This window comes from Vibrio sp. D173a (genome assembly GCF_030248475.1).
In genome coordinates this window covers 1-18291 of sequence record NZ_JAHGAH010000208.1, presented here as the reverse complement: position 1 = coordinate 18291, position 18291 = coordinate 1, and the positions used below count along the sequence as shown (strand labels likewise).

Annotated in this window: 20 protein-coding genes; 10 read left to right on the top strand and 10 right to left on the bottom strand. The window is 45.6% G+C overall.

The features are described from left to right. Positions 1-21: 21 nt before the first annotated feature. Positions 22-636, bottom strand: coding sequence for an HAD family hydrolase (locus KIV40_RS19790; protein WP_012129078.1), 615 nt, complete (start codon positions 634-636; stop codon positions 22-24). 125 nt (positions 637-761) lie between these two features. Between KIV40_RS19790 and KIV40_RS19785 the strand changes: the two genes are divergently transcribed. Beyond that, positions 762-1757, top strand: a complete 996-nt coding sequence (locus KIV40_RS19785) for a S66 peptidase family protein (protein ID WP_012129079.1) — start codon at positions 762-764, stop codon at positions 1755-1757. Between the two features lie 27 nt (positions 1758-1784). Here the strand turns inward: KIV40_RS19785 and KIV40_RS19780 are convergent, their stop codons facing one another. The 4 genes from KIV40_RS19780 to KIV40_RS19765 all read right to left on the bottom strand — a co-directional run bounded on the left by KIV40_RS19780 (position 1785) and on the right by KIV40_RS19765 (position 5305). Further along, positions 1785-2861 carry a PQQ-dependent sugar dehydrogenase gene (locus KIV40_RS19780; protein ID WP_012129080.1) on the bottom strand — a complete coding sequence of 359 codons (1077 nt, stop codon included), beginning with the start codon at positions 2859-2861 and terminating at the stop codon, positions 1785-1787. Positions 2862-3012: 151 nt separating this feature from the next. Beyond that, entirely contained in the window at positions 3013-4161 is a 1149-nt protein-coding gene (gene yiaY, locus KIV40_RS19775) for an L-threonine dehydrogenase (protein ID WP_012129081.1), read from the bottom strand. A gap of 334 nt (positions 4162-4495) precedes the next feature. Beyond that, the gene (elbB, locus tag KIV40_RS19770) at positions 4496-5146 is read right to left on the bottom strand and encodes an isoprenoid biosynthesis glyoxalase ElbB (RefSeq protein ID WP_012129082.1); all 651 of its coding nucleotides are present in this window, start codon (positions 5144-5146) and stop codon (positions 4496-4498) included. A gap of 12 nt (positions 5147-5158) precedes the next feature. Then, on the bottom strand, positions 5159-5305 hold the full coding sequence (locus tag KIV40_RS19765) for a hypothetical protein (RefSeq protein WP_012129083.1): 147 nt from the start codon (positions 5303-5305) through the stop codon (positions 5159-5161). A gap of 129 nt (positions 5306-5434) precedes the next feature. Between KIV40_RS19765 and yddG the strand changes: the two genes are divergently transcribed. Continuing rightward, positions 5435-6337, top strand: a complete 903-nt coding sequence (gene yddG / locus KIV40_RS19760) for an aromatic amino acid DMT transporter YddG (protein ID WP_012129085.1) — start codon at positions 5435-5437, stop codon at positions 6335-6337. An 837-nt stretch (positions 6338-7174) separates the two neighbouring features. Here the strand turns inward: yddG and KIV40_RS19755 are convergent. Next, positions 7175-8068 carry a cation diffusion facilitator family transporter gene (locus KIV40_RS19755; RefSeq protein ID WP_012129086.1) on the bottom strand — a complete coding sequence of 298 codons (894 nt, stop codon included), beginning with the start codon at positions 8066-8068 and terminating at the stop codon, positions 7175-7177. A 174-nt stretch (positions 8069-8242) separates the two neighbouring features. Further along, entirely contained in the window at positions 8243-9121 is an 879-nt protein-coding gene (locus KIV40_RS19750) for a LysR family transcriptional regulator (RefSeq protein WP_010643629.1), read from the bottom strand. A gap of 49 nt (positions 9122-9170) precedes the next feature. Here KIV40_RS19750 and KIV40_RS19745 point away from each other — a divergent pair, with 49 nt between their 5' ends. Beyond that, on the top strand, positions 9171-9869 hold the full coding sequence (locus KIV40_RS19745; RefSeq protein WP_012129087.1) for a class I SAM-dependent methyltransferase: 699 nt from the start codon (positions 9171-9173) through the stop codon (positions 9867-9869). Between the two features lie 65 nt (positions 9870-9934). On the opposite strand, the gene KIV40_RS19740 is transcribed toward KIV40_RS19745, so the two are convergent. Next, positions 9935-11905: an acetoacetate--CoA ligase gene (locus KIV40_RS19740; RefSeq protein ID WP_285350884.1), complete on the bottom strand. Its 1971-nt coding sequence runs from the start codon at positions 11903-11905 to the stop codon at positions 9935-9937. A gap of 221 nt (positions 11906-12126) precedes the next feature. On the opposite strand from KIV40_RS19740, the gene phhA reads away from it, so the two are divergent. Both phhA and KIV40_RS19730 read left to right on the top strand, forming a co-directional pair. Then, entirely contained in the window at positions 12127-12921 is a 795-nt protein-coding gene (gene phhA, locus KIV40_RS19735) for a phenylalanine 4-monooxygenase (protein WP_285350883.1), read from the top strand. Continuing rightward, on the top strand, positions 12911-13249 hold the full coding sequence (locus tag KIV40_RS19730) for a 4a-hydroxytetrahydrobiopterin dehydratase (protein WP_285350882.1): 339 nt from the start codon (positions 12911-12913) through the stop codon (positions 13247-13249). The genes phhA and KIV40_RS19730 overlap by 11 nt, the downstream gene beginning before the upstream one ends. A gap of 245 nt (positions 13250-13494) precedes the next feature. On the opposite strand, the gene KIV40_RS19725 is transcribed toward KIV40_RS19730, so the two are convergent. Then, positions 13495-15264: a choice-of-anchor I family protein gene (locus tag KIV40_RS19725; protein WP_285350880.1), complete on the bottom strand. Its 1770-nt coding sequence runs from the start codon at positions 15262-15264 to the stop codon at positions 13495-13497. Positions 15265-15488: 224 nt separating this feature from the next. Between KIV40_RS19725 and KIV40_RS19720 the strand changes: the two genes are divergently transcribed. Further along, positions 15489-15833, top strand: coding sequence for a HopJ type III effector protein (locus KIV40_RS19720; protein ID WP_285350879.1), 345 nt, complete (start codon positions 15489-15491; stop codon positions 15831-15833). Positions 15834-15885: 52 nt separating this feature from the next. On the opposite strand, the gene KIV40_RS19715 is transcribed toward KIV40_RS19720, so the two are convergent. Continuing rightward, entirely contained in the window at positions 15886-16194 is a 309-nt protein-coding gene (locus KIV40_RS19715) for a cysteine-rich CWC family protein (protein WP_043883606.1), read from the bottom strand. Positions 16195-16355: 161 nt separating this feature from the next. On the opposite strand from KIV40_RS19715, the gene KIV40_RS19710 reads away from it, so the two are divergent. The 4 genes from KIV40_RS19710 (at position 16356) to KIV40_RS19695 (ending at position 18281) form a co-directional block, all read left to right on the top strand. Further along, positions 16356-17045, top strand: coding sequence for a DUF3313 domain-containing protein (locus KIV40_RS19710; protein ID WP_285350877.1), 690 nt, complete (start codon positions 16356-16358; stop codon positions 17043-17045). A 12-nt stretch (positions 17046-17057) separates the two neighbouring features. Then, positions 17058-17273, top strand: coding sequence for a putative quorum-sensing-regulated virulence factor (locus KIV40_RS19705; protein ID WP_285350876.1), 216 nt, complete (start codon positions 17058-17060; stop codon positions 17271-17273). A gap of 38 nt (positions 17274-17311) precedes the next feature. Then, positions 17312-17554 (top strand): hypothetical protein, encoded by a 243-nt coding sequence (locus tag KIV40_RS19700; RefSeq protein WP_045420468.1) that lies wholly within the window; start codon positions 17312-17314, stop codon positions 17552-17554. Positions 17555-17996: 442 nt separating this feature from the next. Beyond that, the gene (locus KIV40_RS19695; RefSeq protein WP_079401788.1) at positions 17997-18281 is read left to right on the top strand and encodes a hypothetical protein; all 285 of its coding nucleotides are present in this window, start codon (positions 17997-17999) and stop codon (positions 18279-18281) included. Positions 18282-18291 lie beyond the last annotated feature (10 nt).

Here is an 18291-nt window from a genome sequence, read left to right as displayed (position 1 = left end):
CTCCTACTCGATTTTGCGTGTTTATGTTCGCGGTAAGGATTGGAAATGGCTCAACAAATCACTGAGTTCGCTAAGCGCCAACGAGGCTGAGTCATTGAAGGTTTCTTGATTACCGTGATGAACAAGGCAAGAGGGCATCCGCGCGTTGTACGCAGCCTGTAAGTCATAAAGAAAATCGCCAACATAAAGCACTTCATCTGGCATTAAGCGCCACTCCTTCGCCAATACCTGCAAAGATAGTGGGTCTGGCTTGGGCGGGAAACACTCGCGAGTGATGACTCGTTCCACTGAGATTTGGTTGTGTTCTAGTTTGCGCTGCGTGGCGATTTGACAGTTGCGCGTCACGATAGCGGTTTTGATTTCATTTTGATGCAAGTGAGCGAGCAATTCATGACAGCCGAGCATGGGGGCGGACTGCTCAGCATCAGAAATCTCGTAATCAAATATCACGTTATGAGCGTGCTCTCGATGATGAGGGTGCTCGAGTGCTTCGACAAAATCTAATAGATCTTCACTCTGCGGACAACCGAGCTGTCGACGCAGTTCACCGAAGTTCATATCAGAACTCACCAAGGTGTTGTCTAAGTCAAACACCACGGCTTTAATTTTATCGAGCTGTAAAGGGAATGGATTCATAATGACCTCGTACAACTTAACCGAACTATCGTTTTAAAAAACAAAAGGTTAATGTTAAGTTTAGATTGTTCTGCTTAGATTGTACGAAAATAAATCAACCATGTATCACAAAACAAGGACGAGCCATGAGCATTCCTAAACCATTACAAAAAGGCGACACCATCGGCTTTTTCTCTCCCTCATCTCCAGCCACGGTATTTGCTCCAGAACGTTTTGAGCGCGCTAAAGCGTATGTGGAAGCACATGGTTACCAGGTAAAAGCAGGCTGCTTAACGGGTAAAACTGACCAATATCGCTCGGGTTCGATTCAAGAGCGAGTAGAAGAATTGAATGCGCTGATTCGTGATCCCGAAGTGCGCTGTATTATGTCTACCATTGGTGGTTATAACAGTAACTCATTGCTACCTTACATTGATTACGAGGCGCTGAAGCAAGATCCCAAGATCATTGTTGGTTATTCGGATATGACGGCTCTGCTCATGGGCATTTATGCACAAACTGGCATCGTTACTTTCTATGGTCCTGCTTTGGTGGCCTCTCTGGGTGAATTCCCGCCATTGGTGGACGAGACCTTCGCTTCGTTCGAATCGATAGTGAATACATTAGTTGGCTTGGAGCATCAATACACAATGCCACAAGGTTGGACGGATGAATGGATAGAGTGGGGCGAGCAAGACCGCGCAAAGCAAACCTTGCAAAACCATTGGCATTTCAAAGGCGAAGGCAAGATCACTGGGCGTTTGATTGGTGGCAACCTTAATACCATGACAGGCATCTGGGCAAGTGAGTTTATGCCGAGTATCGAACAAGGCGATATCTTGCTGGTGGAAGATTGTTTGCAGGGCATTGAAACGGTCGAACGCTCTTTTGCGTTGCTTAAGCTTTCTGGTGTGTTTGATAAAGTCAGTGCGGTTGTTCTTGGCAAGCATGAAAAGTTCAACGATAAAGGCACAGGACGAGCACCTATAGACGTGTTGCTAGAAGTGCTTAACGGTCAACCACTACCGATTTTGTATGACTTTGATAGCTGCCATACTCACCCAATGCTCACCGTTCCATTGGGATCGACCATGACGCTCGATTTTGACAATGAAACGGTAGCAGTGAGTTTAAAGAGCTAGCTTTTTTGACTAGTTCGTCTGAGAAAACTAGTTCTCCTCAAGACGAAAGATTTTGCCGCTGTCGGTGGAAAAGTAGATATAACCATCGGGGCTGATGGTTATATCTCTTACTCGCTCACCAAGATTCTCCATCAATCTTTTTGATTCGGTGAGCTTGCCATTCTCAATAGAAACCACGTTGATGTGCGCCAGTTTTAATGCACCGGCGAGGATTTTTCCGTCCAGCTCTGGGTATTTATCGCCACGGTACAAAATCATATTACTGGGTGCGATAGAAGGGATGTAAACCAGCTTGGGATCTTCCATTCCGGGAAGCGATTTGGCTTCCCCGACGTCCAATGGTCCCCAATATTCTTTGCCATGAGAGATTTTTGCCCAGCCGTAGTTCGCGCCTTTCTTGATTAGGTTTATTTCATCGCCGCCGCGTGGTCCATGCTCAATCGACCACAGCTGTTTTGTTGCTTCATCGTAAAACATACCTTGTGGGTTGCGGTGCCCGTAACTCCATATCTCAGGATGAGCTTCGGAAGGTTTGAATGGGTTGTCTTGTGGAACCGAACCATCAAGGTTGAGACGAAGAATACTGCCAGCATGGGTCTGAGTGTCTTGCCCATTATCACGTTCGCCACGGTCACCAATTGAGAAGTAAACTTTGTCGTCAATAAATGAAATTCGACTGCCGTAGTGGCGACCTGTGTCGGTGATGGCATCAGCAACAAAGATATCTTTCCATCCCACAAGCTGATTGTTTTGCAATTGCGCCGTCGCTAAGGCCACCGTATTGCCGTTGCTCGTGCGCTTGCTGTAGGTAAAGAAGAGTTGCGGGTTTTGCGTATCGGCATTCGGTGCGAGCGCGACATCCAATAAGCCAGCCTGTCCACTGGTGTTCACATCGGGGACGTTAAACAGCTCTTGAGGTTTGCCTGTGGTGATATCCAGCAACGAAACTGTACCGTTCTTTTCATTGACGATAACGCGTTGGTTATCTAAGAACTCGATCCCCCAAGGGATCTGAAATCCATTCGCCACCTCTTTGGCATGGTACTCAGCAGCGTTGGCAGAAAAGGATAAACAAGCGAGTAGGGCAGCAGCAATCGTTCTCATGGTTCCTTCCAATATGAATCGTATTATTGCTTAAAAGCTAACACTAAAAGAGAACGTTTGGCAGAGCATGAGTAGTATCAGAATGTAAAAAATCCCCGATACAAGATCGGGGATTGAATTAAGGCAATAGAGAATTGTTTAGTTAGCGAAATTACATCGCTTCTTCGAAGATCTTAGAGATTTCTTCGTGAGTTGCTTGTTTAGGGTTAGTGAAACCACAAGCGTCTTTCAGTGCGTTGTCTGCTAGTGTTGGGATGTCTTCTAGCTTCGCACCAAGCTCCTTGATACCTGCAGGAATGCCTACATCTTTCGCTAGAGTTACGATAGCATCGATTGCTGCCGCTGCACCTGCTTCAGCAGACATGTCTTCTACGTTTACGCCCATTGCTTTCGCTACATCACGTAGGCGCTCTGGACATACTTGCGCGTTGTAACGCTGTACGTGAGGTAGAAGAATCGCGTTACAAACACCGTGTGGAAGGTCGTAGAAACCACCTAGTTGGTGTGCCATTGCGTGCACGTAACCTAGAGACGCGTTGTTGAACGCCATACCCGCCATGAACTGTGCGTATGCCATTTGCTCACGAGCTTCTAGATCTTCACCATTTTTCACTGCTGTGCGTAGGTACGCTTGGATAAGTTCAATTGCTTTGATTGCTACCGCATCAGTGATTGGTGTTGCTGCGATAGACACGTAAGCTTCAATCGCGTGAGTTAGGGCATCCATACCTGTTGCCGCGGTTAGCGAAGCAGGCTTAGCTAGCATTAGCTCTGGATCGTTTACTGAGATAAGCGGTGTTGTGTGCTTATCAACGATAGCCATCTTGATGTGACGCTCTTCGTCAGTTATGATGCAGAAACGCGTCATTTCAGATGCAGTACCCGCAGTCGTGTTGATTGCGATAAGTGGCATCATTGGTTTTGCAGACTGGTCTACGCCTTCGTAATCTGCGATTTTGCCGCCGTTAGAAGCAACAAGTGCGATACCTTTCGCACAGTCGTGTGGTGAACCACCGCCTAGAGAGATAACGAAGTCACATTCGTTATCAGTAAGAAGTGCTAAGCCGTCATTAACGTTGCTGATAGTAGGGTTTGGTTGAGTGCCATCGAATACAACGGTTTCCACGTCGCGTTCTGCCAGTAGATCTTGAACCTGCTTTACTACACCGATTTGGTTAAGAATCTTATCCGTAACAATCAAACCTTTTTTAAAGCCTTGAGATTGGATGCTGTCTGTGGCGTCTTTCAAACAACCAGCGCCCATTAGGTTTACGGTAGGGATAAAAAATGCACTTGTCATATTGGATTGCTCCGTCGTTATTTTTAATAATCTTTCTTAATCTGTCATTTACTCTTGCATACTCCATTCTTGGTTGAGATTGATCTAGAACAAGATTACCCCCTTAGAGGTACCTTTAAGGATGAAAATGTGATGCTAGTCTTGTTGCACAGTGAGTTGGTGCAACATTAAATCAACAGATGGGAAATAATTCATTTGTTACGCAAACGATTGGCAAAAATGATAGGGCTAGTGTGTTTCTAGATTAAGTGAGGAGAAAGTATAACAAATCCCCATTAATATGTTCTTTATCAACGGGGATTGGTATGATGTGTTTTAAGCAAACGTTTTCGAATTAGGCGATTTTGACTAACTTATCAACCAGTTTTTCAATGCCTGACGCAGCTTGAGAGATATTCTCCGCTAACATATAAGCTGGAGTTGAAAGTACGTTGTGTTTCTCGTCGAAGTGTATCTCGTCTACCTGACAGTTTACGTGCTCTCCACCCATATGACCAAATGCAGCAGCCGTTGCTTCATCGTTACCAATTGTGCCTTGTACGCCTTGGCCGTAAATCAGAGGGATAATGGTTGGCGCGATGCATAAATAGCCCGCAGGTTTGCCCGCTTGAGCGAATGCACGACACGCTTGGGCTACATGAGTATTAATCGAACATTCCGCTCCTGAGACGGCGAAGTCGGTTAAGTTTTTCGCTGCACCAAATCCACCCGGAAGCAGTAGGGCATCGTATTCATCAACGTTGAGTTTGGCGACATCATCAATGTTACCGCGAGCGATACGAGCCGCTTCGATTAAGACGTTGCGTGTTTCATCCATTTCGTCACCAGTTAGGTGGTTGATGACGTGGAGTTGGTCAATGTTAGGTGCAAAGCAGTGCCAAGTTGCCCCTGCTTTCTCGATGGCGTAGAGCGCCAATACTGCTTCGTGGATCTCAGAACCGTCGTAAACGCCTGAGCCACTTAAAATAACTGCGACTTTTTTCATGATTGGATTCCTTTACTCTGAACGTTCTTTAGATTGTTCTTCACTATCTAGGCCATGCGTTTCCGAATGTGTTTTAACGTTTTCACTCTCGTCGTCTTCATCATAGTAGCGCACAACAAACGGTGTCAGCATGACACTCGAAGGTAGAAAATGTTTCATATCGACTCCAACCGCTTAATAGAGTGGTTTTTATACCGATTTTGGAAAAAGAGTACGTTGAAGCGGATCATTTTTGAGTTAAGCTGCAGTTTCCTTTGGCATTCATGAGCACTAGGTCACATAGATAATATGCAATCCTATCAATTTCGTTTCACCCTCTACGGTTGTATCGCCATTCTTTCTTGGAGCTGTTTACTCGGCATCGCAAGATTGGTGACCGAAAGCTTGGGGCCAGTAGGGGGCTCAGCCATGCTGTACTCGCTGAGCGCCATTTTTCTGTTGATTGTGGTTGGCATCCCAAAACTGTCGTATTTCTCACCCAAGTATTTAGTTCTGGGTGGAGCGATGTTTGTCTGCTACGAGATCTTCCTCGCGCTGGCATTGGGCTACTCCAATTCTCGTTCTCAGGCGATTGAAGTTTCCATCGTCAATTATCTATGGCCGGCACTAACCGTTTTGTTTGCTGTGTTGGGAAGTAATAAAAAGCCAAACTGGTTATTGTACCCAGCGGTAACGTTGGCGTTTATTGGTGTGGCTTGGACTGTCAGTGGTGATAGCGGTTTATCACAAACGCAGTTAGTGGCTAATATCAGTAGCAATCCGATTGTTTACTTCATGGCATTTGCAGGCGCAGTCATCTGGGCGGTGTATTGCAATCTGACTCAGAGACAGCAATCGAAGCACAATGCGATCACTTTGTTCTTTATCGCGACAGCCATTTCTTTGTGGATCAAATACGCCTTTACTGATGAGCCGCCAATGGCATTCAGTTGGGAAGCAATGAGGTACTTAGTGGCTTCTGCGGCTTTAATGGCTGGTGGCTATGGATTGTGGAATATCGCGATTGTTGGCGGCAATATGGTGTTTCTCGCCACCTTGTCTTACTTTACGCCGATTTTTTCTGCTCTGTTTTCTTCTATTATTCTAGGCGTCACTTTAAGCCACAGCTTCTGGCAAGGTGTCGTAATGGTAACGGTTGGTTCATTGATGTGTTGGCTGGTCACTAAAGAGAAGCGCGAAGCGGCTGGGTAATTCAATATACCAACCCCTCCTAACCTCCCCTTGTATTTGTCACCTAAGCTCTCAACACTCCGAGTCAAAGGGGAGGGACTGGTCCTGCATTTGAGAATAATTCAGTGCTCATTGTTAGCATTCGCCGGATCAGTAGAAGAATGGCGAGCTGAAGTTTGCAAAGAATAGCTTTCCCCCTTGAACTCCATATTCAAATGCAAGGCAGCGTTAGTCAATAAAAGGGGAAGTTGGAGGGGGTTGTAAGTGCACAAGCCATAGTTCAATGTACCAACCCCTCCTAACCTCCCCTTGTATTTTGCATCCAAGCTCTCAACACCCCGAGCCAAAGGGGAGGGACTGGTCTTGCATTCGAGGTTAGTCCAGTGCCTACTATGAGCATTCGCGGGAGCAGTAGAGGAGTGGCGATCTTAAGTTAGCAAAGAATAACTCTCCCCCTTAATCGCCGTATTCAAATGCGAAGCAACTCAAGTCGATAAAAGGGGGAGTTGGAGGGGGTTCCAAGTTCACAAACCACAGTTCAATGTACCAACCCTCCTAATCTCCCCTTGTATTTGGCATCCAAGCTCTCAACACCCCGAGTCAAAGGGGAGGGACTGGTCCTGCATTCGCGATTAGTTTATTGCGCACTACGAGCATTAGCGGGAGCAGTAGAGGAGTGGCGATCTTAAGTTTACAAAGAATAACTCTCCCCCTTAATCGCCGTATTCAAATGCGAAGCAACTCAAGTCGATAAAAGGGGAAGTTGGAGGGGGCTGCAAGCTCACTAACTGAAGAAATGAAAAAAGCTCCCGAGGGTGGGAGCTTTTGTTTTGAGTTCTAATGATTCTTGGTGGTGCTCTAATAAGCGACGTTCAACTGTAACTGAAGCTTGAATCTGTGCTTCGATAGTCGCTTAGTAAGCTGCTTACGAGTGTGCTCTAGCGTATCAAGCTCTAGTGTGTCGTCATCTACATGCACGTCCACATTTACTCGCAGTTCCTGACCAACTTTAGTTACCCCAGCCAGTTTCAATTGGTGCTCAGTTACCTTTTCAATCTCAAGAACGTCTTTACCAACGCTCTGACACAACTCTTTGCTAGGTGTCATCATTAGCAGTTCGCGTAGGGCACCAACTAGCATATCAAAAGGTACTTTAAGGAAGTAGAAGCCCATCAAAACCATCATCATAGGGTCTGCATACACTGCGTAGTGGGCGTATGGCGTTAATGATACTAACCATGCGGCGATGAAACCTGCAGTGACAGCGATACTCAATAGCGTATCCATTTGCCATTGCTTTTTCTCGGCTTCGATTAAACCAGATGAAAAACGACGGCTTTTCTTCGCCATAAACCACCAAGCGTAACCACAACCAACAACGTTAACCACACCAAAGATGGTCGCGATGGAAGCGTCTACCTCACGACCGCCTGTCATCAACGCCGTTACCGCAGAGAATAATGAGAAAGCAACAACAACTAAAATAACGGCTGCTTTGATAGCGATAACGATAGGTTCAAGTACAGCTTTGCCGAAAGGGAAAATAGATTTTGATGGCTTGCTGATGTAGTAAGATGCTGCCAGCGACAATAAAGTTAACAGTAGACTGACTAGAGAATAAACACCGTCAAATACAATGACGATCGACCCAACAAGCAAGCCAAGTACCATGCCTCCGACAGCAAACCCTGATGCTAAAAGGGCTGAGAAGGTTAAGATACTGTTTTCGTTTTTGCTTGTCCTGTCACACATAAAGATGCCTTAAATTATTACACCCTTACATTCTTTTCCTCAGGGCAAATTTAAGCAAATAAAAACTGTGTGACATTTAAACGATAAAATGCTTGTTCTGTTGTATATTTTTATTTTTCAAGGGTTTATATTTAAATCTTACTGTCAATATAATTGGCGCTCACTGCAATATTTTTAGAAGTCGAATAAATACTCGCTTAATTTATCAGCCAGCCAACTCATTGCAGGGTGCTCTGTTTGTCCGTTTGGTACGAACATGCAGTAGTCTTCTTGCGTCAAACCATAGGTGTGTTTGATCACCGCAAGTTTCTGATGTCTCAAATAGTGTCGTATCAATGGCTCTGGTAATACACCCCATGCATCTTCTTCCAAAATGGTGTTCAGCATGTAGTCAAAGCTGGAGAAACCAATATATCGAGTAGAAAAGGGGTGTAGCTCCGGGTTGTCTTTTTCATTCAAGTACACCATCAACGCTTGCATCTGGTTACGCAGGTCTTCATCGGTTACGCGACGCATTTTACTGAGTTGATGATCGAAGCCGCAGACCGACATCATGCGGATTTTACCAAGTGGGTTATAAACGATGTGCGGATCATCTACTCGTTCATAATCGACACCAAACGCAAAGTCGACCTGTTGGGTGCTGACTAAGTTAGCCAAGTCACCACTGGATGCGAGAATCAGGTTGAATGTAGTGGAAGGGAAGCGGTTATTCAGCGTATGCGAGAGTTCTTGCCACAATTCATCTGGTAGTGAATCATCACGCGCCACCCATACCTCAGCGTTGAAGCCATCAGAAACTTGAGCGCAGGTCTTTTTGATTCGCTGTGCGGTTACTAGCAAGTTTTCGCAGTCTTTAAAAATGGCTTTCCCCGCTTCCGAGAGCGTGAGTTGATTGCCCGTACGAGTAAATAGCTCGACGTCTAAGTCTTTTTCAAGCGCTTTTATCGCCATACTGAGCTTAGTACGGTTGCAGTCGAGTTGACGCGCGGCCTCCGATACGGAGCCATATTCGGCAATGGTACAAAAGGCTTCAACTTGCGATAAGTTCATGATTAAAAAAGACCTAAACTAAAATGATGAGAATCGATAACGTAGACGAATGAACGTACTGACGCCTAGAAAGATTATCGAAAAAAACGCGGATTCGCCAGATAAGTCTATGGTGTTTTGGCGTTTTTGCGGTAATCTATGGGGGTTACAAGAAGTGAACATGGAGGCCACGATGGCACAAGATTGGGACGGCTTAGCAAAGAACTGGGAATCTAACCCAGCAACAGATCAATTTGCTCAGTCGGTGTTTGCACAGTTACAACAGCTTACTCAGCTTGATGGCATTAAAGTATTGGATTTTGGATGTGGGACAGGGCAGCTAAGCCAATTATTGTCGCCATCCGCAAAAGAGATTGTGGCGCTGGATGCATCTGAAGCCATGATTGAAGAGCTTGATAAGAAAGAGCTAGAGAATGTAGAACCGGTTGTTGACGCATTGACGCGTGGTCTAGTCGCTCAGCACCCAGCATTCCGTGGTCAGTTTGACCTAGTCGTTGCTTCTTCAGTGCTGGCGTTCATCGAAGACTACGAAACGTCTCTAGAGATTGCTTATTCGTTACTTAACGCTGGTGGCCACTTCGTGCATTTTGACTGGATCGCAGATTCAGCAAAAGAAGGCTTCACGCTAGCGAAATCAGAAAACGCACTTATCAAAGCAGGCTTTACTGAGGTAGAAACGAAGAAAGTCTTCGAAGTTACATCAGACGGTCACACAATGTCAGTTTTAATGGGCGTAGGTCGCCGTTAACCCCCCCGACAAAGAACATAAGAAAAGCGAGCTATTTAGCTCGCTTTTTTGTTTCCTTTGATTCGCTAGACAAAGGTGAGTTGTCGAATTTCCTCTAAAACGTCTGGATTCGCAATCGCACCTAAGTTCTCAACTTCCTTACCATTTATGACTTGTTTGACCGCAAGTTCTACCAACTTTCCCGAGCGCGTTTTTGGAATGTCGCTGATAGCGAATATTTGGCTTGGTACATGCCTTGGTGAGCAGGACGTTTTAAGGCGCGACTTAATCTCTGATACTAATCCGTCACCTAAAGTGACACCCGAAGCGGTCTGCACAAACAGCCAGATTTGCTCATTGCTATCGACCTCTTTACCTACAGCGATAGAATCGACGATACCATCAATGGCATTTACCTGCTGATAAATTTCCGCAGTACCGATGCGCACACCGCCAGGGTTCAACAATGCATCGCTGCGACCATAGAAAATGAGGCCACCGTTCGCGCTGCGTTCTACATCATCACCGTGGTGCCAGATATTATCGAACTTGTTCCAATAGGCACTGTGGTAGCGTTCACCTGTATCGTTCCAAAAGCCGACAGGGAAGTTAGGCATGGAGTTGGTGCAGACGAGCTCTCCGCGCTGCTCATTAACACTTTGACCTCGTGAGTCGAACACTTGAACATCAATGCCCAAGCCCGCGTATTGGCACTCACCACGATAAACAGGCGAGATAGGGTTGCCTAATACAAAGCAACCACAGATGTCTGTGCCGCCTGAGATGGAAGCCAAATGGAGGTCTTGCTTGATGTGTTGATACACGTAATCAAACTGCTCTGGATAAAGCACTGAGCCAGTAGAGCACAACGTTTTTAAAGCAGGGAGTGAGTAATCTTTGATTGGCGACAGTCCGGTTTTTTCTATGGCTTCTAGATACTTGGCGGCAGTTCCGAAGAGACTTACTTCTGCACGCTGCGCTAAATCCCATAACACATTAGATGTCGGATAAACAGGGCTACCATCGAAAATCACCAAGCAGGCGCCGCTTGCAAGGGCAGACACGTGCCAGTTCCACATCATCCAACCACATGTGGTGTAATAAAAAACACGATCTTTAGGCTGGATATCTGAATGGAGTTGATGCTCCTTTAGGTGATTAAGAATCGTGCCGCCAACAGAGTGCACGATGCACTTAGGCTTGCCCGTCGTGCCGGAGGAATAAAGCACAAACAGCGGGCTATTGAATTCCACACGAGTGAAATGCAATGGAGCAGGGGAATACTGATTAGTGATGTTTTGCCAATCGTGAGTACAAACGTCGCACTCAAACAAATTCGGTTTGAGGTAACTGATCTGACACACTTGTCTTAGCCCATCAAGATGATCCGCGATGTGATGGTTCTTCTCCGACATATCGAAGGTCTTGCCACTGAAGGTATAACCATCGCAGGTGAACAGGACTTTCGGCTTCACTTGCCCGAAGCGCTCGATGACGCTTTCTACCCCAAAATCAGGAGAGGTAGACGTCCAAGTTGCACCTAGGCTGGTGGTGGCTAGCATTGCAATAACGGTTTGTGGCATATGCGGTAAATAGCCTGCAACCATATCACCTCGCTTGATGCCGCACTCTACCAACCATTGCTGAACGCTCGAGACCTCATTACACAGCTCTTTCCATGTGTAGGTATGTTTATCTCCGCGTTCATTTTCGAACCAAATTGCCAGCTCATCGGCTTGTTTCTCTGCCAAGCTGAGTAGATTTTCTGCATAGTTAACTTGTGCTTGAGGGAACCATATGGTGTCGCGGTTTGACATAGGCGATTGCCAGCGGCTCTCACCTTGCGTTTTGATTGTATTTCCTTGCGTTCCAATCAAGTCACAAAACTGCCAAACCTCTTTCCAAAAATGCTCGTTGTGCTCCAATGACCATTGGTGCAAATCAGAGTAGTTTTTGAGCTCGAAACCCTGTCGATTAATGTGTTCGATAAACTGCGTGATATTGGCTTGCTCGGTTCGATCTTCCGTCGGATGCCAGACTCTGTTGCTCTCGCGCATAGTTCCCTCTATAACAAAGTTTTAACGTTTTCAGTCTGAAGTGAAGCTTCAACAAAGTCAAACCAATGAGTGAATGTGGCTTTTCAGTTATATCAAGGTGTTAAGTGTCAATGTAAAGAAAATGTTACACCTACATTTTGATTGAAAAATCGTCGGGGGATTGGAAGGTGAAAAGAGTGCAGATAGGCTTAATGTAAAGGATTTGTTAACGGAGATGTGCGATGACTCAGTATCATTCAAAACCCGTCGATCAGGATGGAAGGGTAGAATGGAGCCATGAAGAGGATGCCATTTGGCGCGACTTGGTAACCAGACAAATGAGCGTGATTCAAGACCGTGCATGCGAGGCGTATCTGCATGGACTTAAGCTGCTTGATTTACCCCAGGACCGAGTGCCACAACTGCCCGAAATCAATCGTGTTTTGATGGAAACCACGGGCTGGCAAGTGGAGCCAGTGCCAGCATTGATCGACTTTGATCGTTTCTTCAATCTGCTTGGCAACAAACGCTTCCCAGTCGCGACGTTTTTGAGAACGCGAGAAGAGTTTGATTACCTACAAGAGCCGGATTTCTTCCATGAGATTTTTGGTCATTGCGCCATGCTCACCAACCCTGATTTTGCCGCCTTTACCGAGCACTACGGACAGCTTGGACAAGCTGCGACACCAAAGCAGCGAGGGTACCTTGCGCGTCTATATTGGTTTACAGTCGAGTTTGGCTTGGTCCGAGAAGGTAATAAAACCAAAATCTATGGTGGCGGCATCCTTTCATCTCCGGGAGAAACCATCTATTCATTGGAAAGCGACATCGCGATTAGAGGCGAATTCGATCTGCAAACTGTGCTAAGAACCCCTTATCGCATCGATATTATGCAGCCGAAATACTACGTGATTGAAGATTTGTCCCAGCTTTTCCAAATCAGCCAACTGAATTTATTGAAACAAGCCGATCTAGCGATTGAAGCCGGATTGCTTCCACCACTTTTTGAACCAAAGGAACCTGCTCATGTTGAATGAACAAAAATGCGAAGCTTGTAGTATCGATGCCATTGCACTTAGTAAAGAGGAACAACAGTATCTGCTGCTGCAATTGTCTGATTGGCAGATCATTGAGAGAGATGAGATTCCTCAACTTGAAAAGGTCTACAAGTTTAAGAACTTCAAACAAGCGTGGGCGTTTAGCAACAAGATTGCTGAGCTTGCAGAAGATGAATTTCATCACCCATCTATCTTGCTGGAGTGGGGCAAAGTGACCATCACTTGGTGGAGCCACTCTATTAAAGGTCTGCATAAGAACGACTTTATCTGTGCTTCGAAGTGCGACGCATTGGCGATTGAAGAGTAAAGCTGAATGATTAAAGAGAGATTCCGGACATCTCGTTCCTCGATTCCGGAATGACGTTGGTGGTGATGGGGTTACTCAGAACTGCAAAATGATGCACTCTAGGTTAGCTTCCGTCATTCTCGAGAGTGACGAAGGAGCGAGTCGGGAATCTCACTCTCAAACAATGCTCACTAGTTATAAACAAAAACGCCCGGACTGAAGTTCGGACGCTTTACTTTTAAGTTTGTTCTCTTGAAGTGTGGGTATTAAAGCTCAATTCGAAACACAGACGTCGTGCCTGAAACTTCATTGCCTACTGCGATAAAGTGTTGTCCGTTACGAGCAAAGTAGTTGATTGACTCTGGCGCCAAATCACCTGCTTTTGGATTGTAAGTGTCGTTCGCGCATTCGCCATCTTCCACTTCTGTACAAACTGGTTGGTTGTAATCACGACGGTTTACGTAATGCAGGAACTGCGCTTGCTTCGGGTCTGTGATGTCATAAATCATGATGCCACCTTGACGCTCCAAGCCGATGAACGCGTAGTGACGGCCATTGATTTGTGCCACTTCAATCGCTTCTGGCTCAATGCCTTTGTCGTCGCTACGGTCATCGCCGCTGTCATTACTATCGTTGGTGCTGTTGAAGTTCTTACCTTCATTCATTAATGCGATGGTTGCGAAATCGTCACCACTATCGAAAACCAACTCACCGTTTTCATCCCAAATAGAGAATGAACGTGCGCCAAAGGCTTGAACATTGTCTTGCGCAGAAAGTGTTTGTTCAGGCTTGATCACTTTAAGACGCGCGAGTTGCTTGTTGTCTTTTAGTGCTTCTGCCAATGGGTGATTTGCTGCGACTTTCAGCTTCTTACCGCGCACCTCATCAACATGGCTTAAACAGGTGCCTTGCTCAGAAGTATATTCATCTGTACCGAGGTAATCGTCTCCATCCCACTTAAAGCACGCTTGGTCACACAGAGCTTGTGTTGTTTTGAAGCCATATTCACGACCGTCCCCTTCGTTGGCAGAGAGTATGTAAGTTTTGCCATCTACCGAGTAGCTGTCGAGGGTATCTGGCATGTACAGACCAACCAGCTGAGGGTAGCTCTTAAAGTTGCCAATGATTTTGTCTTTGTTCGAAGCATCCAGTTTTGAGTCCGACCAAGATTTCTCGCCTAGACCGACAATTTTCTCTACCGATTTGCTTTCTGGGTTTACGATTGCCATTGCATTGTTCTCTTGCAGTGCAACGTAGATTTTTCCGTTGTCAGCAAAGGTGAGGTATTCCGGTTCTAGATCTTGCGCCACTGTGGCATTTGGACCAGAGATTCGAACATCTGCAGGTAACTCAGACTTACGTGGACCATCAAACTCATTGAAACCAATCTGCGTGACTTCTGCTTGGTTTATGCCTTGGCTCAAGTCGATCAGCGTGATGCTGCCTTCTGGGTCGACACTGTAGTCACCATTTGGCTCACCTTCGTTTGCTGTTGCGATGTATCTGCCGTCTTTTGAGAAGCCAACCATGTCCGGCAGTGCGCCGGTAGGGAAGGTGGTGATAAGCGACAAATCATCCGAGCGATACAAACCAACAATACCATTTGCTTGTTTATCGCTGTTTTCAATCGCAACAGCGACTAAACCATTAAAGACTGCAACACTGTTTGCTGCACCAATTTCAACGTCTGCCGCTTCGCCTGCGCTGTTGAGATCAATGAAGGCGGTTTGTGTTGGTGCGCCTTTGTCATCCATAGAAAGCACATCGACACGTTTCGCTTGAGCGTTGACCACGTAAAGCTTGTCAGTACACGCATCATATTGAACGATTTCAGCTGCTGATGTATCGAACGGTGCGTCAGCGATAGACGTCCCCATAAAAGTCAAACCTTGGATGGATGTCTCTCCCGCAACAGGTGCTACCGACGCTTTGCATTGGGCTGCAAACGAAGAGAGAGAATCGTCAGGTTGAGATGAACATGCGATGGCAAGTGAAGATAGTGCCAATACGCCTATTGCCTTAAATGGGGTGGTCATGATATTTCCTTATTAAACGGATACAATGTCACTCAATGCACCTACAGTAGATATCTATTCATTCACCAACACAGTGAGGAATAGCGCATTGATTGAAGTGTTATTAAACAAGGCTCTGAATATATGTATGATTTATGACCCTTGTATTGGCTTTTTATGAAACAAATGTGTCACTGTTTATCCAATGTTATTTGGGAAAGTAAAGGCACTAGGAAGTAGGAATAATGGAACTAAAACAATTTTTGGATGCGCTAGCGGCATCACCAGAGACAGTAGAATTTGAAACGACAATGGCAGCGATAGAGGCGAACTACGAGTTTACGCCAGCGGCCTTTGTTAATGGTGAAACGCAGAATAATGCAGGTGAGAACAACGGTTCATGCAAGATCTTTGCTTTTGGTCAACTGAATAATCTAAGCAAAGGGGCTACGTTGGCGTGTTTTGGTCGTTTCTACCGAGAAGATGTGTTGGCGCACCCAGAGAACAACGACCATCAAAACATTCGTAACTTTATGGTGACGGGCTGGGATGGCGTAAAGTTTGAATCCCAAGCGTTAGCGCAGAAATAGCGCGCTTGTAGTCTCAATTTCAATGACAAGCCAGTCAGCAAAAGACGACTAACTAGGCGACTGGCTTTTTCTCCAAACACTTACGGCATAAACAAAGTTGTCCTGTCTCTGGCTGTGGTAAATCTCTGGTCTCAATATCAAAGCACCAACACGTTTCTTTCCCCGCAGCAATATCGCAGTGCGCATTCGTGCCACACTCAGGACAAGAGTGGGTTGAATCATTTCCAACTAATTGTTCGATGATCGCGTCTCGTTGAGCATCAGACTTATTTTTCCACTGAACGATTTCTTCCACAGTTCGGTGGCAACCAGAACAGATCCCGCCATTGTTTTTACAGGCCGCGCGGCAAGGTGACTTCATTATTTTTCTCGTAGTACTTTCCAGTAAGCGGCGTACTTTAACATGAAACTGTGCTGCGGGAAGCTCAATCCATGATTCAACAAAACATCCATTAAGTGAATAAATACTAGTCAAACTTATATGGAATGATGAACTGTATGTTCAAAGTTTGAGGAGTTGGTATGTTTAAGTTATTGGTTGAGCGCTTGTTTAAGACAACGGTAGTTGTATCTCTAGGTTTCATCTTGAGTGGATGTGCTGGTGGCCCCGTCGTCAGTGCGACGAAATTCACCAGTTATGAAGATTTTCGTCCAAGTCCAGAGGGTGGGGTCGATCTCGTTTGGGCGAGAGTAGGCTTGCGCGATGCTACTCGTTTGAAAGAGAAAATGGATGAATACGACAGCGTAGTGATTGATCGAGTGATGGTCGTGGTTCAAGAATCTGAGCTGGATGATGAAGAAATCCACGAGCTGACGACATACATGATTGACCAACTAAAAGCGCGCATCTCACCCGTCAAAAAGATTGTCGACCAACCCGGTGAAAAAACACTTCGTTTGAGTATTGCCGTTAGTAATGTGGAAACGCCGAATCCTGTCCTTGCTGTCACCTCAAGTATTCTGCCGGTTGGCTTGGGGATTTCTACCATATCAAAAATCACGACAGGTGAGCACACCAATGTAGGTTCCGCGACAGTGGAGTTACTGGTGAGTGATTCAGAAAGTGATACACCGCTGTTTGCTGAAATTGATCGTCAAGCAGGGAACAAAGACTTCTCAACCATGATTGATTCTTTAGACGATGCCAAAGATGCAATTAACTGGTGGGTCGAACGCTTGGGTGTTACTCTTAGCCAAGATTTATCCCAATAGACCCCGTAGTATATGTTAGAAAAAGAAAACCTTATTAAACTCGCTCGAATGCAAATGCCGTTTGGCAAATACGCTGGGCGTGTACTTATTGATCTTCCAGAAGAATACCTACTCTGGTTCGATAAAAAAGGTTTTCCAGAAGTGGAGTTAGGCGAACTGCTAAAGCTCTGCCTCGCGCTAAAAATTGAAGGCTTAGACAGTGTTGTTAAGCCTTTAAAGCGCATGTAACCTGCTACAGCAACTCCCCATTAAATAAAAGAATGAACATGAATTTTGATATCAATGCACTGAAACACCACCAACTGGTTGAAGATGGCCAGCTAGAAGGGTGTTACCTCCATCAGCCTGCGCAAGGTAGCCAACAAAATGACAAAGCTGTTTTGGCAGAACGCCGAGCGTTGGAAAAGATGGGGTACAAGGTGATTCAGGTTCAAGCCAAAGGCGGTACAACAACGTTTGCTGAGGCGATGCAAAAGTTTGTGAAAAAGACGGGGCACCAGCCTCAATAACAAACGGCTCAATAACAAATGGATAGGTCCGACCAAAGTCCCTTCAATCTTTTGAGCAATACCAGCTACCTTCATACAAAAGAGTCAGGCTGTCGGGCTGACTCCTTTTGTCCCTTTCCGTACCAGCGACACTTAGCTTTTCAAACTATAGCAATGTGCTTTGCTTCACTTTTCCTCATACTTTACTTATTCATATCTTGTTAACCAGATTCTGGCCTAGTCAAACTTATCCGATTGAATTGACAAATTAGCATCCCGTACTTGGTCGATATTTGCGGCCCAGTATTCTCTAAGTTTCTTAACTTATTGATTACCAATTGAGGCAATATGCTTAAAAGTGCATTATGCAAGAGCCAAAGGTGACAATTTCTCGGCTAATAAGCGTTATGCGTCAACGCGGGAAGTCACCATTTAGAATTATTAATATCTAAGGAGGGATATTGTGGAGTGGTCAGTTTTAATCGTATTTTTTGTGTTGTTGATATTCATCGGTCACGGAGAGTTATCTGCGATGAAATACAAGCATAAATTACTGGAACGTAAGATCGACTTCTTACTTGAACGTTCTGGTTTGTCCGTAGATAAACACTTCGGTGTACCAGTACAGGTGTTAGATGCTGTCAAATCAGGTAACAAGCTAAAAGCGATGCGGCTTTATCGAGAGGAAACAGGCGCTTCTTTAGTTGATGCCCGAAAAGTCATCGAAGAGCTCAGGGCTGACACATAACACATATGAG